Annotated in this window: 10 protein-coding genes; 6 read left to right on the top strand and 4 right to left on the bottom strand. The window is 71.9% G+C overall.

Annotated features, from left to right (window positions below; translation table 11 throughout):
* Positions 1-26: 26 nt before the first annotated feature.
* Complete coding sequence (locus KUF83_RS13740; protein WP_217454942.1) at positions 27-2,888, top strand: RNA helicase; 2,862 nt, start codon at positions 27-29, stop codon at positions 2,886-2,888.
* A 154-nt stretch (positions 2,889-3,042) separates the two neighbouring features.
* Here the strand turns inward: KUF83_RS13740 and atzF are convergent, their stop codons facing one another.
* From atzF to KUF83_RS13720, 4 genes are all read right to left on the bottom strand, one after another.
* Positions 3,043-4,722 (bottom strand): allophanate hydrolase, encoded by a 1,680-nt coding sequence (gene atzF / locus KUF83_RS13735; RefSeq protein WP_217454941.1) that lies wholly within the window; start codon positions 4,720-4,722, stop codon positions 3,043-3,045.
* Positions 4,723-4,903: 181 nt separating this feature from the next.
* The gene (gene uca / locus KUF83_RS13730) at positions 4,904-8,524 is read right to left on the bottom strand and encodes an urea carboxylase (RefSeq protein ID WP_217454940.1); all 3,621 of its coding nucleotides are present in this window, start codon (positions 8,522-8,524) and stop codon (positions 4,904-4,906) included.
* Positions 8,521-9,135, bottom strand: coding sequence for an urea amidolyase associated protein UAAP2 (locus KUF83_RS13725; RefSeq protein WP_217454939.1), 615 nt, complete (start codon positions 9,133-9,135; stop codon positions 8,521-8,523). The genes uca and KUF83_RS13725 overlap by 4 nt, the downstream gene beginning before the upstream one ends.
* A complete protein-coding gene (locus KUF83_RS13720) occupies positions 9,132-9,956 on the bottom strand; it encodes an urea amidolyase associated protein UAAP1 (RefSeq protein WP_217454938.1) in 825 nt (274 codons plus the stop codon). Before KUF83_RS13720 ends, KUF83_RS13725 begins: the two co-directional genes overlap by 4 nt.
* Positions 9,957-10,134: 178 nt before the next feature.
* Between KUF83_RS13720 and KUF83_RS13715 the strand changes: the two genes are divergently transcribed.
* The 5 genes from KUF83_RS13715 to KUF83_RS13695 all read left to right on the top strand — a co-directional run bounded on the left by KUF83_RS13715 (position 10,135) and on the right by KUF83_RS13695 (position 14,106).
* Positions 10,135-10,758: a TetR/AcrR family transcriptional regulator gene (locus tag KUF83_RS13715; RefSeq protein ID WP_217454937.1), complete on the top strand. Its 624-nt coding sequence runs from the start codon at positions 10,135-10,137 to the stop codon at positions 10,756-10,758.
* A gap of 307 nt (positions 10,759-11,065) precedes the next feature.
* Complete coding sequence (locus KUF83_RS13710) at positions 11,066-12,682, top strand: sensor histidine kinase KdpD (RefSeq protein ID WP_217454936.1); 1,617 nt, start codon at positions 11,066-11,068, stop codon at positions 12,680-12,682.
* Positions 12,679-13,086 (top strand): roadblock/LC7 domain-containing protein, encoded by a 408-nt coding sequence (locus KUF83_RS13705; RefSeq protein WP_107019841.1) that lies wholly within the window; start codon positions 12,679-12,681, stop codon positions 13,084-13,086. Before KUF83_RS13710 ends, KUF83_RS13705 begins: the two co-directional genes overlap by 4 nt.
* A complete protein-coding gene (locus KUF83_RS13700; protein ID WP_217454935.1) occupies positions 13,083-13,505 on the top strand; it encodes a DUF742 domain-containing protein in 423 nt (140 codons plus the stop codon). The genes KUF83_RS13705 and KUF83_RS13700 overlap by 4 nt, the downstream gene beginning before the upstream one ends.
* Positions 13,486-14,106 carry an ATP/GTP-binding protein gene (locus tag KUF83_RS13695; protein WP_217454934.1) on the top strand — a complete coding sequence of 207 codons (621 nt, stop codon included), beginning with the start codon at positions 13,486-13,488 and terminating at the stop codon, positions 14,104-14,106. The genes KUF83_RS13700 and KUF83_RS13695 overlap by 20 nt, the downstream gene beginning before the upstream one ends.
* The last annotated feature ends 166 nt before the right edge of the window (positions 14,107-14,272 follow it).

Raw genomic sequence — 14,272 nt, 5'->3', positions numbered from 1 at the left:
CCGGATCCACAGGCTCCGATCGGATAATGATCGTCCTGTTGTCAGTGGTGGCCGGTAGTCTCGAAAGCACGATGACAGAGGACCTCTCACCGGCCGAGCGGTACGCGGCAGCACGGAAGCGCGCTGTCGAGCAGGCCACCGCGCTCGCCGGCTTCCGCGAGATGTACGACTTCGGCCTCGACCCCTTCCAGATCGAGGCCTGCCGAGCTCTTGAAGGGGGCAAGGGCGTCCTGGTGGCCGCGCCCACCGGTTCGGGCAAGACGATCGTCGGCGAGTTCGCCGTCCACCTCGCCCTCCAGCAGGGCAAGAAGTGCTTCTACACGACACCCATCAAGGCCCTGTCGAACCAGAAGTACGCGGACCTCTCCCGCCGTTACGGCGCGGACAAGGTCGGTCTCCTCACCGGCGACAACAGTGTCAACTCCGAAGCCCCGGTGGTCGTCATGACCACCGAGGTGCTGCGCAACATGCTGTACGCGGGCTCGCAGACCCTCCTCGGCCTCGGGTACGTGGTGATGGACGAGGTGCACTACCTCTCCGACCGCTTCCGGGGCGCCGTGTGGGAGGAAGTGATCATCCACCTCCCCGAGTCGGTCACGCTGGTGTCGCTGTCGGCGACCGTGTCCAACGCGGAGGAGTTCGGGGACTGGCTCGACACCGTCCGCGGGGACACCGAGGTGATCGTCTCCGAGCACCGGCCGGTACCGCTGTTCCAGCACGTGCTCGCCGGACGCCGCATGTACGACCTCTTCGAGGAGGGCGAAGGCCACCGGAAGGCCGTCAACCCCGACCTCTCGCGCCTGGCGCGCATGGAGGCGAGCCGCCCGTCGTACCAGGACCGCAGGCGGGGCCGCGCCATGCGCGACGCCGACCGGGAGCGCGAGCGGCGCCAGCGGTCCCGGGTATGGACGCCGGGCCGGCCCGAGGTCATCGAGCGGCTCGACGCCGAGGGGCTGCTGCCCGCCATCACGTTCATCTTCAGCCGCGCCGCCTGCGAGGCCGCCGTCCAGCAGTGCCTGTACGCAGGACTGCGGCTGAACGACGAAGAGGCACGGGAAAGGGTCCGCGCCCTCGTCGAGGAGCGCACGGCCTCCATCCCGAACGAGGACCTCCACGTCCTCGGGTACTACGAGTGGCTGGAAGGCCTGGAGCGCGGCATCGCGGCCCACCACGCGGGCATGCTGCCGACGTTCAAGGAAGTCGTCGAGGAACTCTTCGTACGCGGCCTCGTGAAAGCCGTGTTCGCCACCGAGACCCTCGCGCTCGGTATCAACATGCCCGCCCGCTCGGTGGTGCTGGAGAAACTCGTCAAGTGGAACGGCGAACAGCACGCCGACATCACACCCGGTGAGTACACCCAGCTCACGGGCCGGGCCGGCCGCCGCGGCATCGATGTCGAGGGCCACGCCGTGGTGTTGTGGCAGCGCGGGATCGACCCCGACCACCTCGCGGGACTCGCCGGCACGCGCACGTATCCGCTGCGCTCCAGCTTCAAGCCGTCGTACAACATGGCGGTCAACCTCGTCGAGCAGTTCGGCCGGCACCGCTCGCGCGAGCTGCTCGAAACGTCCTTCGCGCAGTTCCAGGCCGACAAGTCCGTCGTCGGCATCTCCCGCCAGGTGCAGCGCAACGAGGAGGGGCTCGAAGGCTACAAGGAGTCCATGACCTGCCACCTGGGGGACTTCGAGGAGTACGCGCGGCTGCGTCGCGAGCTCAAGGACCGCGAAACCGAGCTGGCCAAGCAGGGCGCCTCCCAGCGGAGGGCCGAGGCCGCCGTCGCGCTGGAGAAGCTCAAGCCGGGCGACATCATCCACGTGCCGACCGGTAAGTTCGCGGGGCTCGCCCTGGTCCTCGACCCGGGGCTGCCCGCCGGGCGGTCCAACGGCCATCGGGGCTTCGAGCACCACGACGGCCCCCGGCCGCTCGTGCTCACCGCCGAGCGGCAGGTCAAGCGGCTCGCGTCCATCGACTTCCCGGTGCCCGTCGAGGCCCTGGAGCGGATGCGCATCCCGAAGTCGTTCAACGCGCGCTCACCGCAGTCGCGCCGCGACCTGGCCTCCGCGCTGCGCACCAAGGCCGGGCACATCGTGCCCGACCGGCACCGCAGGAAGCGGGCGGAGGCAGCCGACGACCGCGAGATCGCCCGGCTGCGGACCGCCATCAGGGCGCACCCCTGCCACGGATGCAGCGACCGTGAGGACCACGCCCGCTGGGCCGAGCGCTACCACCGGCTGCGGCGCGACACCGCGCAGTTGGAGAACCGCATCGAGGGCCGGACGAACACCATCGCCCGCACCTTCGACCGCATCGTCGCGCTGCTGACCGAGCTGGACTACCTGCGCGGCGACGACGTCACCGAGCACGGCAAGCGGCTGGCCCGGTTGTACGGCGAGATGGACCTGCTCTCCAGCGAGTGCCTGCGCGAAGGCGTGTGGGAGGGCCTCGGACCGGCGGAACTGGCCGCGTGCGTCTCGGCGTTGGTGTACGAGTCCCGGGTCGGCGACGACGCGATGGCACCCAAGCTGCCGTCCGGCAGGGCGAAGGCCGCGCTGGGCGAGATGGTCCGCATCTGGGGCCGGCTCGACGCCCTGGAGGAGGACTTCCGCATCACGCAGACCGAGGGGGTCGGCCAGCGCGAGCCCGACCTGGGCTTCGCCTGGGCGGCGCACGAGTGGGCGTCGGGCAAGGGCCTCGACGAGGTGCTGCGCGAGGCCGAGATGCCCGCGGGCGACTTCGTGCGCTGGTGCAAGCAGGTCATCGACGTACTGGGGCAGATCTCGGCGGCCGCGCCGATCTCCGGGGCGCCGAGCTCGACGGTCGCGAAGAACGCCCGCAAGGCCGTCGACCAGTTGCTGCGCGGAGTGGTGGCCTACTCGTCGGTGGGGTGACGTGCCGTGGCGGACCCGGTGAGTCGGTGCGCCGGGTCCGATCGCACGGCACGGCGGCTCGTGCCCGGGCGACCGGGCCGGATGCGCGTCGCCTCGGCCCTGTCGGCGATCTCCCGGCCTCACCCGCTCCTCGCGCTCGGCCCGCCCCTGGCCGTCAGTCGGCGAGCGACTCCAGGTAGGCGCGCCAGCCCTCGTACGCGGTGATGTCCCGGGCGCCGTCGAGCGCGCCCGGCTCGCACAGGAATCCCGGCACGTCACCGCCGTCGGCCAGTGCCACCCGGCCCAGCGCCATCGGGCGGGGCAGCGCGGTGAGCAGCCGGCCGAGCCCTTCGGCGGGCACTCGCCACACCTCGGCCTCGATCGCGGCGCCGCCCGCACCCACGTGGACGAGTCCCGGCTTGGGCGGTTCGGTGGACAGGGCGTACAGCCGGTAGACGGCGGCTGTCCGGGTCGTACGTTCCAACTGGGCGCCGAGCGACAGTAGTTGACCGTTGAGAGGCTGGCCCGACAGGTGTGCGCCGACCACGGCGATCCGGGCCGTGGGCACTTCGAGGGCGCGGGCGATGCGGGCGAGGCGTTCGTCGGTGAAGGCCGGGCCGACCAGCATCACACCGAAGGGGAGCCCTGCCACCTGGCCCGCCGGTACGGCGACGGCAGCCAAATCGAAGAGGTTGGTGGAGTTGGTGAAGCGGCCCAGACGGGCGTTGGCCCCGAGAGGGTCGGCGGCGACCTCGGCGAGCGTGGGATGGCCGGGGGTTGTCGGCAGGAGCAGGGCGTCCGCGTCGCCGAGTTCCGTCAGGGCGCGGGCGCGCAGGGCCGCCAGGCGGTCCTGGTCGGCGAAGAGCCGGTGCGCCGGGATGTCACGGGCCCGGGTGATGATGCCGGCGACCGTCGGGTCGAGGCCGGCGCCGCCTTCGGCGAGCAGCTTGTCGACAAAGGCCCCGACGGCGGTGTAGCGCTCGGCCACGAAGGCGCCCTCGTAGAGCATCGCCGCGGCCTCGGTGAACGGGGTGAGGTCGATGGTGCGCACCTCGGCTCCCGCCGATCGCAGTCGGGCGGCGGCGGCCTCGTACGCCTGCGACCACCCCGCGTCGAGTTCGCCGAGCTGTTCCAGGGGTGGGACCGCGATGCGCCAGGGGCCCGGGACGCGCCCGGGGAGTGCCGGAAGGCCGCGGGCGGGGGGTGAGGCCATGTGTGCCAGGGCCTGCTCCGCCTCCGGGAGGGTGCGGGCGAAGACCGTCACGCAGTCGACGGAGGCGCAGGCCGGGACCACGCCGTCCGTGGGGACGAGACCCCGGGTGGGTTTGAGGCCGACGATCCCGTTGAAAGCCGCGGGGACGCGGCCGCTGCCCGCGGTGTCCGTGCCGAGCGCCAGGTCCACGATGCCGAGGGCCACCGCGACGGCGCTCCCCGAGCTGGAGCCGCCGCTGACCCTGTCGGGGTCGACGGCGTTGCGGACCGGGCCGTGCGGGGAGCGGGTGCCGACCAGGCCCGTGGCGAACTGGTCCAGGTTGGTGGTGCCGAGGGCGATCGCGCCTGCCGCGCGGAGGCGGGCGACCACCGGGGCGTCCGTGTCCGGGCGGTAGGCGTAGGCCGGGCAGCCTGCCGTGGTGGGGAGGCCTGCCACGTCGATGTTGCCCTTCGCGGCGAAGAGCCTGCCCGCGAGGGGGAGGTGTTCGCCTGCGGCGAGGCGGGTGTCGACGGCTCGGGCCTCCTCCTCGACCTCGGCCTGGGGGCGCAGGTCGATCCAGACCTCGGGGCGGGCCGTGGCCTCGATACGGGCGTAGGCCGCGCGGACACGGGCCACTGCCTGGGGCTGGGTCTGGGGCGACATCTGTGCTCCTTACTGGGGTTTCGTCGTCGGCTGTTGGCCGGTGGGCCGTCCGTGCCCACCCTCCCCCTTCTCGGCTTCGCTCGAACGGGAGGTGCCCCTCCTCGCCCTGCGGAACGCCTGCCGACAGACGGGACGGGTGGGCGGGGCGCCTTGCCCGCAGGCAGGCGCCCGGCACGAGGGTTCAGGGCGGCGGTGGCCCCACTACCGCCAACGCGGTCCCCGCCTCCACCTGGGCGCCCGGTCTGGTGAGGAGTTCCAGGACCACGCCGTCCATGGGGGAGGGGACCCGGGACTCCATCTTCATGGCCTCCAGGGCCAGCAGGGGCTGACCGGTGGTGACCGTGTCGCCCGGCTCGACGTTCAGTTGCCAGACGGACGCGGCGAACTCGGCCTCCACCAGGCGGGCGCCCGGTGGAACCGTCACCTCCACGGGGGCCGGGGCCGGGGCCGACGTCATCTCCGCGCGGGTGAACTCGCCCGCCGCCTCCCAGGCGTCACGCTCCGCGGAGAAGGCCGCGCCCTGCCGGCTGCGGAACTCCGCGATCCCGCCCGCGTGCTCGGAGAGGAAGGACTCGTACGCGGCGAGCGAGAAGGTGCCCTCCTCGATCCGCGGGACGAAACGGCCCGAGACGATGTCCGCGCGCAGGTCCAGCAGTTCGTCGGCTTCCACCGGATACCACCTGATCCGGTCGAAGAAGCGCAGCAGCCAGGGAGAGCCCTGCTCGAACGCCCCCCGCTGCTGCCATCCCGACCACACCTGTGTCGTACGGCCGACGAACTGGTAGCCGCCGGGTCCCTCCATGCCGTAGACGCAGAGGTAGGCCCCGCCGATGCCCACCGAGTTCTCGGCCGTCCAGGTGCGGGCCGGGTTGTACTTCGTCGTGACGAGACGGTGGCGGGGATCGAGGGGCGTCGCCACCGGCGCCCCCAGGTACACGTCGCCCAGGCCCAGGACCAGGTACTCGGCGTCGAAGACCGTGCGGTACACGTCCTCGACCGAGTCGAGGCCGTTCACGCGGCGGATGAACTCGATGTTCCACGGGCACCACGGCGCGTCGTCGCGCACCCCGGCCATGTAGCGGGCGATCGCCTCGCGTGTGGCCGGATCGTCCCAGGAGAGCGGGAGATGGACGGTGCGGGAGGGGACGACGAGCTGGTCGGCGGGGGGCAGGGAGGACACGATGTCCCGTACCGAGGACAGGAGTTCGGGCTGCGGCAGCCGGTCCGGGTCCGTCTGGATCTGCAGCGAGCGGATGCCGGGGGTGATGTCCGCGATGCCGGGCAGCCCGGCGGCCGACACCGCCTCCATCAGCGCGTGCACCCGCATCCGCAGGGCCAGGTCGAGCTGCATGGGCCCGAACTCGACGAGCAGGTTGTCGTCACCGCTTCGCCGGTACGTCACGTCGGCGTCCCGGGCCAGTACGCCCCCGTCGGCGATCTCCGCACGGTCCGCCACCGGCGCGGCGGCCGGTGTGCGCCGCAGCCGCCCGGCCTCGGGCACTGTCACCGGCACGAACCGCACGGTGTCCCCGGGCCGCAGCTGCCCGAGCTTCCACCGCTGCCCCTTCGCGACGGTCGCCGGGCAGACGAAACCGCCGAGCGAGGGGCCGTCCGGGCCGAGCAGCACCGGCATGTCACCGGTGTAGTCGACCGCGCCGACCGAGTAGGGGGTGTCGTGGATGTTGGAGGGGTGCAGGCCCGCCTCACCGCCGTCGGTGCGCGCCCAGCGGGGCTTCGGGCCGACCAGCCGTACGCCCGTGCGTGCCGAGTTGAAGTGGACCTTCCACTCGGCCGCGTAGAAGTCGCGGATGTCCTCCTCGGTGAAGAACTCCGGTGCGGCATGCGGTCCTTCGAGCGCGCCGAGGCGCCACTGCGCACCGAATACCGGCCGCTCGGCCACCGGCACGGGGAGTGGATCCGCGACCGGCTCACCGGGCGACGGCACCGCGGCGGCCGCGGCGCCCCCGTGCAGCACGTCCCCCGTCCGCAGTGTCCGCCCGCCGTGGCCGCCGAACCGCCCCAGGGTGAACGTCGAGGCGCTCCCCATGAAGGACGGCACGTCCAGTCCGCCGCCGGAGAAGAGCACGTATGTGCGCAAACCGTGTTCCGACGGGGCGCCCACCTCCAGCACACCGCCCGCGGGTACGGTCACCGGCTCCCACTGTCCGACGGCCGCGCCGTCGACCGTCACCGGAGCGGGAGCGCCCGTGACGCACACCGTCGCCCGGTGGGTGAACCTCAACGCCGGTCCCCGCAAAGTGCATTCGAGCCCGGGCGCCCCCTCGTCGTTGCCGAGCGCACGGTTCCCCAGCCGGAACGAGAGGTCGTCCATCGGTCCGCTCGGCGGCACGCCCACCTGCCAGTGGCCGGTCCGCCCCGGCCAGTCCTGGACCGTCGTCAGCGTTCCGCCCGACACGACCTCGATCCTCGGCGTCGGATCGCTCACCGAGGCGAGGGTGTCCGTGGAGTGCGCGGCCACCCGGAAGTCCGGGTCCGACAGCGCCGCCCGCACCAGACCGAGGTTCGTCTCGATGCCGTCGACCCTCGTGCCGGCCAGCGCCTCGTCCAGCCGCGCGAGGGCCTGCGCCCGGTCGGCGCCGTGCGCGACGACCTTCGCGAGCATCGGGTCGTACGAGGTGGAGACCTCGGTGCCGGTCTCGGCCCAGCCGTCCACGCGAACGCCCGGCGGGAACTCGACCCGCGTCAACAGGCCCGCGCTGGGCCGGTGTTCACGGGAGGGGTCCTCGGCGTACAGCCGCGCCTCCACGGCATGACCGCGTGGCGCGCCGGGGTCGCGTACGACGCCCGAGTCGCCGCGGGCCAGCCGCAGCATCCACGCGACGAGGTCGACCCCGTAGATCTCCTCGGTGACCGGATGCTCCACCTGGAGCCGGGTGTTGACCTCCAGGAAGTACGCTTCCTCGCGGGCCGCGTCGTACACGAACTCGACGGTGCCGGCGGAGCGGTAGCCGACGCTCGCGCACAGGTCCCGCGCGGAAGCGGTGAGTTGTTGCCGCACCCGGTCGGGCAGGCCGGGCGCCGGGGCCTCCTCGACGACCTTCTGGTTGCGGCGCTGGAGTGAGCAGTCGCGGTCGCCGAAGGTGACGACCCGGCCCTCGCCGTCGCCGAAGACCTGCACCTCCACATGGCGGGCGTGCTCGACGAGCCGCTCCAGGAAGACTCCGGCCGAGGAGAAGGAGGCCGCGGCGACGCGCTGCACGCGCTCCCAGGCGTCACGGAGGTCGTCCGCCGAGTGGCACGCGGACATGCCGATGCCACCCCCGCCGCCGGTCGCCTTGAGCATCACGGGGTAGCCGACGGCGGCGGCCTGCCGCAGGGCCTCGTCGACATCCGCGAGCAGGCCCGTCCCCGGGGCCAGTGGCACCCCGGCCGACTCCGCCGCCGCCCGGGCGGTGTGCTTGGCGCCGAACAGGTCCAGCTGCTCCGGCGTCGGCCCCACGAAGACGATTCCCGCCTCCTCGCAGCGCCGCGCGAACTCCGCGTCCTCGGAGAGGAAGCCGTAACCGGGGTGGATGGCGCCCGCGCCCGTGTCCTTGGCCGCCGCGAGGACGCGGTCCGCGTCGAGATACGACTCCTTGGCAGGTGCGGGACCCAGCCGTACGGCCTCGTCGGCGAGGCGTACATGCGGTGCCGAACGGTCCGGGTCGGAGTACACGGCGACCGTGCGCAGGCCCAGTTCCCGTGCCGTACGGATGATCCGGACCGCTATCTCGCCCCGGTTGGCGACGAGGAGCGTGTCGAAGGCCCCTGCCCCGGCGCCTGCAGCTTCCCCGGCGCTCATGCGGGAGCCCCGATCGTCATCTCGACCGCGGTCGGCTCGAAGCCGTTGCAGGGGTTGTTGATCTGGGGGCAGTTGGAGACCAGCACGAGCACGTCGCGCTCGGCGCGCAGGGTGAGCGAGAGGCCCGGTGCCGAGATGCCGTCGACGATGCCCAGCGTGCCGTCCTTCTCGACCGGCACGTTCATGTACCAGTTGATGTTGGAGACCAGGTCGCGCTTGCCGAGGCCGTAACGGGCGCCCTCCGCGAGGAAGTTGTCCACGCAGGCGTGCTGGGACCAGGTGTGGTGGCCGTACCGCAGCGAGTTCGACTCCTTGGAGCAGGCGCCGCCGACCGTGTCGTGGCGGCCGACGTCGTCCGCGACGACCGTCATCAGGGGCGTGTGTTCGTTCGACATGAGCACACTGCCCGTGGTCAGGAAGATGTTGCCCTGGGCCTGGATCGTGTCGGGCGCGCTGTAGCGCACGGCCGTGTCCCCGGCGTCGTACACGAGGAAGTCGACGGCCTGGTTGCCGTGCAGGTCCGTGACGGTGAGCGTGGCGCCGGCGGGGACGACGGCCGACCAGGCGGCCCGGGCCGCGACGGTGGCGCTCAGGACGGTCTGCTCGCTCATGCGATCCCCCTCGCGGCAAGGAACTCGGTGGTGTTGAGGAAGGCGCGGTGGCCCTCGGGCGTGGCTTCCCACAGCGGATCGCCGGACCGGGTGGCCTCGCCGCGCCAGGCCAGTACCTCCAGCGGCGTGCTCGTGTAGGCGTCGCGCGGGTCGGCCGGGTGCGGCACGTTGGCCAGCAGCACGGTGACGTCCTGTTCGGCGCGCAGCGTCACGCTCGCCCCCGGACCGGCCGAACCGGTGAAGTCCACGGAGCCGTCGTCGCGCACCTCGACCCCCTGGAAGAAGGAGAGCGACGGCGGAAGATCGCGCGGCGCCAGTCCGTTCTTGGCGGCCGCCAGCTTGAAGAGCTCACGGCCCGCGGGCGAGCCCGACTGCGGCGTCCCGTCCCCGTACCGTCGCGTGTTCCATGCGAGAGCCGAGGTGCCGCACAGCGCGTCGTGCCGCCCGGAGGTGTCCGCGATCACCGAGGCGAGGACGCGGCCCTGGTCGGAGAGGAGCAGCCGGCCCTCGCCGAGGTAGGCGTTCCACTGGACCTTGACGGTGTCGGCCACGTTCAGGCGCTCCCAGGGGCGGTCGGCGACGAAGAGGAGCAGATGGGCGCAGGCGTCGCCGCCCAGGTCCGTCAGCCGCAGCTCCGTGCCGCGGGCCAGCACCCGGTGCGTGTAGTTGCCGCCCGCCACCGTCTCCGCCCACACCAGGTGGCCCGCCTCGCAGGGAGGCGTGGGCCAGCTGCTCGCCGGCACGAAGGGCATGGCATCGGCGCGGGCACCCTGCTGGGCGCGGGCGTGCGCGCGGGCTCCGTGAGTGGTCGCTGTCGCCATCGAGGGACCTCCGGCTCGGCAGTCGTGTGATGTCTTCGAAGAGGTGCTGGCCGTGCATTTCTGTCGCTCGACAGAAATTAGGAGCCGGGAGGGTCGCCGCCGTTGCCCGCGCGTTGCGGGCCGGTTACCGATCCCTCACCCGGACGGCCTGGTGAGGCGGTGTGCGAGGATCGAAAGCATGGGTTCCAGTGTGCGCAGGGTGGGCAGGCCGCGCGCCGAGCAGCGCGCCGACAGCGGCCTTTCGCCGCGTGACGAACTGCTGGCCGCCGCCGCGGAGCTCTTCACCACGCGGGGGTACGCCGCGACGACCACCCGGGCCGTCGCCGAGCGGGCGGGGATGCGGCAGGCGTCCATGTACCACTACGTGTCCGGCAAGGAGGAGCTCCTCGCCGCGCTGCTGGAGTCCACCGTCACGCCCTCGCTGGCCTTCGCGCGGCAGCTCCTCGCCGAGGACACCGCCTCCGCCGAGGGCAGGCTGTGGGAGCTGTGCCGCACGGACGTCGAGCTGCTCTGCGAGGGCTCGTACAACCTCGGCGGTCTCTACCTCCTGCCCGAGGTCCGCTCGGAGCGATTCGCCGGCTTCCATGCCGTACGGGCCGAACTCAAGGACGCCTACCGGCAGTTGCTCGCCGCGACGGAGGCGGGCGGCGCGCTCGCCAAGAGTGACCTCGAGCTGCGGACGGATCTGCTCTTCGGGCTCATCGAAGGAGTGATCCTCGTCCACCGCTCCGATCCGGAGCGGCCCGTCTCGGTCTTCGCCGGGGCCACCGCCGACGCGGCCCTGCGTATCGCCGGAATCTGAGGCACGCGCCGGTTCCGAAGCGACGCGGAAGCCCCTTCTCACCCCTTCCGGTGATGGGGTTTCGTACGCCTGTGCATCGTGACGCACCGTGTGCGAATGGAGGCGCAGCGTGTAAATGGGGCAGAGCGTACTCCAGTCGCGAGGGCGTTTTCAGGTGGTTGCTGAATATGACACAGCGATGATCCGGTCGGACTAAGCTCGCCCGCAGCGCACCGAGTTGAGGTGTATTCGTGCGCTTGTTCCCCAAAGTTCTGAAGATCCAGTTACCTCCCCCCGACCTCCAGTCGATTTGTCTCAGAGGGCATACATGGTGAGTGTTCAATCGCCTCCCGGTGGCCGTGAAGTTCCCTACGCGCGCGTGCTGTTGTTGCCGGCCATAGTGATGGCCGCGGCGACCGGTGCCGCCGTCGCCCTGGTGGCGCAGCCGGCCCGGACGGCCGTCGGCCTGTGCGGCGCCATCGCCACCCTGCTCGTGATCGCGACGGCCGCGGAGGCGGTCCGCCGCGGCCGGGTCATCCGGGCGGCGCGCGCCGAGCTCACCCGCCGCACCGAAGTCATGGAGCGGCGCGTCAGTCTCCACGACGCCGAGATCGACCACCTCCGCGAGGACCTGCTCCCCGCCGTCCTCAAGCGGATGCGCGGCGGCAGGGCGCCCGAGGAGGCCGTCCGGCAGATCGTCGACAGCGACCCCGCCCAGCGCAACATCCCCCGCTCCCAGCGGGAGTTGCTGGTCGAACTGCTGCGGATCGTGGACCACGAGGAACTGCAGCGCGAGGCCGCGCAGCGCTCCTTCGTCAACATCGCCCGCCGGGTTCAGGCGATCGTCCACCAGCAGAACGTGGAACTCCGCGAGATGGAGGAGGACCACGGGCGCAACCCCGAGGTCTTCGACGACCTGCTCCGCATCGACCACGGCACCGCGCTGATCGGCCGCCTCGCCGACTCCATCGCCGTGCTCGGCGGCGGCCGCCCCGGCCGCCAGTGGCCCGCGCCCGTCCCGCTCTACAGCGTGCTGCGCGGTGCCATGTCCCGCATCCTGGAGTACCGGCGCATCGAGCTGCACTCCATCGCGAAGGTCAACGTCAACGGCATCCACGTCGAGCCCGTCATCCACGCGGCCGCCGAACTCCTCGACAACGCCACCCGCTACTCGCCGCCGCACACCAAGGTGCACGTCACCGCGGTCGAGGTGCAGACCGGCGTCGCCATCGAGATCGAGGACGCCGGCGTCAGCCTCAGCGAGGAGGCCCGCACCCGGGCCGAGCGCATGCTCGCGCAGGCGGCCGCCGGGCCCGACCTCAACCAGCTCGGCGAGGACCCGCGCCTCGGCCTCGCCGTCGTGGGCCGCCTGATGGACATGTACGACATGCAGGTCTCCCTGCGGCAGTCCGCCTACGGCGGCGTGCGCGCCGTCCTCGTCGTACCGCGCAAGCTGCTCACCACCGAGGAGCACGCCCCCGGTCTCGCCCACGGCATCGGCGCCGCCGCCGTGCCCAAGGTCGACTTCGACGGGGTCGAGGGCCCCAAGCGCGCGGAGAAGAAGCGCCGCCCCACCACCGGACCCCGGATCAACGTGCCGGAGGGCATGGAGGACGACGACGTCCCCGAGGTCACCGAGTGGACGGCCAACGGCCTGCCGCAGCGCCGCAGCCGGGTCAAGGTCCCGTACAGCCAGCGGGTCCTGGAGGCCCGCGCCGCCGCCGCGGAGGCGGAGGCCGCGCGCAAGGAGGGCCGCCCCGTCATCGACTGGACCCGGTCGTCGACGCAGGTGCCCAAGAAGAAGAAGGAAGAGAAGGAACCCGGGCTGTGGGTCGAGGCGTTCATGGCCGGCCTCAAGGGCGGAGACGACGACCAGAAGCAGACGCCCGGAGAGACGAACAGTCCGGCCCGCACGGAGGCCGATGACGAGGGGGACCTCAAGTGATCCAGCAGCGCGCCAACTTCGACTGGATGCTCAAGGAGCTGTCCGACGGGGTCTACGGGACCCGGCAGGTCGTCGTGCTCTCCGCCGACGGCCTGCGCATCGCCCGCTACGGCGGCGACCCCGACGCCGCCGACCGCATCGCCGCGGCCTGCGCCGGACTGCAGAGCCTCGCCGGAGCCGTCGCCACGGAGATCCCCGACACCGACGGCAAGATGCGGATGGTCATCATCGAGATGGAGGGCGGCTACTTCTACATGATGGCCGCCGGCCCCAACGCCTATCTCGCCGTGCTCGCCGAGGCGCATGTGGACGCCGGGCTCATGAGCGCCCGTATGCGCGACCTCGTCGTCCGGATCGGTGCTCACCTCACGAGTCCGCCCCGGCGGAACGGGCAGACCGTATGACTCCTCCTCAACGACGACGGCGCTTCCCCAAGGAAGCGCCGCAGAAGAAGCCCGCACCCCCGCCGGAAGGGCAGGGCGGGCAGGGCCAGACCCGCGAGCCGGAGCGGCTGTACGTCGTCACCGGCCAGGTCGACGGCGGCGACCGCGCCGAACTCGACCTGGTGACCTTAATCGTGGCGTGCGCCGACGCACCGCCCTCCGCCCAGCCGGAGCAGTCGGCGCTGCTCCGGCTCTGCCAGGCCCCCATGTCCGTGGCCGAAGTCTCGGCCTATCTCAATCTGCCGTTCAGCGTGGTGACCGTACTGCTGACCGAGCTGCTGACGGCTGAACTGGTACAGGCGCGCGCCCCGATCGTCCGCTCGGAGCTGCCCGACCGTTCCCTCCTCGAAGCGGTGATGCATGGACTTCAAAAGCTCTGACACCATCCCGGGACCTCGCACCGAGGACCACCTCCCGCACACGGCGACGGCCGCGGTGAAGATCGTGATCGTGGGCGGTTTCGGGGTCGGCAAGACGACGATGGTGGGATCCGTCAGCGAGATCAGGCCGCTGACGACCGAAGAGACCATGACTCAGGCAGGTATCGGGGTCGACGACAACTACGGCTCCGACACGAAGACGGCCACCACCGTCGCCATGGACTTCGGCCGCATCAGCATCACCGAGCAACTGGTGCTGTACCTGTTCGGCACCCCGGGCCAGGAACGCTTCTGGTTCCTGTGGAACGGCCTCTTCGAGGGCGCCCTCGGCGCGGTCGTCCTGGTGGACACCCGCCGCCTGGAGGTCAGCTTCGACGTGATCGGACGCCTGGAGGAGCGTGGCGTGCCGTTCGTCGTCGCCGTCAACGACTTCCCGGACGGGCCCCGTTACCCCATGGAGGACCTGCGCGCGGCGCTCGACCTCTCCGAGGAGATCCCCATGGTGAAGTGCGACGCGCGCCGCCGGGCCTCCAGCCGGGACGTCCTGATGACGCTGATGCGCTTCCTGCACTCCATCGCCATGGCGTCGGCGTCCGCGTAGGCGCTCCGCCCGAGGCGCGGTGACGACCTGCGGGTCGGTGAGGGCTGATCTGCAGCCCCCCGCGCCCCCTCGGGGCGCGGCACCGCTCCCGGCGCCGGCCGCGCAGGCACCGCCCGGTGTCCGACGCACCGGACCAACTTCCCAGACACCAGAACGACTTCAGTTT

Source organism: Streptomyces sp. BV286 (assembly GCF_019090165.1).
Lineage (GTDB): Bacteria > Actinomycetota > Actinomycetes > Streptomycetales > Streptomycetaceae > Streptomyces.
Note: the sequence above shows the minus strand (reverse complement) of the source record. Positions and strands in the feature narration are given on the sequence as shown.

Excerpts from the sequence above, each read along its gene's own strand:
- uca (WP_217454940.1), bottom strand. The coding sequence starts at position 8,524 with ATGAGCGCCGGGGAAGCTGCAGGCGCCGGGGCAGGGGCCTTCGACACG.
- KUF83_RS13725 (WP_217454939.1), bottom strand. The coding sequence starts at position 9,135 with ATGAGCGAGCAGACCGTCCTGAGCGCCACCGTCGCGGCCCGGGCCGCC.
- KUF83_RS13720 (WP_217454938.1), bottom strand. The coding sequence starts at position 9,956 with ATGGCGACAGCGACCACTCACGGAGCCCGCGCGCACGCCCGCGCCCAG.
- KUF83_RS13695 (WP_217454934.1), top strand. The coding sequence starts at position 13,486 with ATGGACTTCAAAAGCTCTGACACCATCCCGGGACCTCGCACCGAGGAC.
- KUF83_RS13715 (WP_217454937.1), top strand. The coding sequence starts at position 10,135 with ATGGGTTCCAGTGTGCGCAGGGTGGGCAGGCCGCGCGCCGAGCAGCGC.
- KUF83_RS13740 (WP_217454942.1), top strand. The coding sequence starts at position 27 with ATGATCGTCCTGTTGTCAGTGGTGGCCGGTAGTCTCGAAAGCACGATG.
- KUF83_RS13710 (WP_217454936.1), top strand. The coding sequence starts at position 11,066 with ATGGTGAGTGTTCAATCGCCTCCCGGTGGCCGTGAAGTTCCCTACGCG.
- atzF (WP_217454941.1), bottom strand. The coding sequence starts at position 4,722 with ATGTCGCCCCAGACCCAGCCCCAGGCAGTGGCCCGTGTCCGCGCGGCC.
- KUF83_RS13700 (WP_217454935.1), top strand. The coding sequence starts at position 13,083 with ATGACTCCTCCTCAACGACGACGGCGCTTCCCCAAGGAAGCGCCGCAG.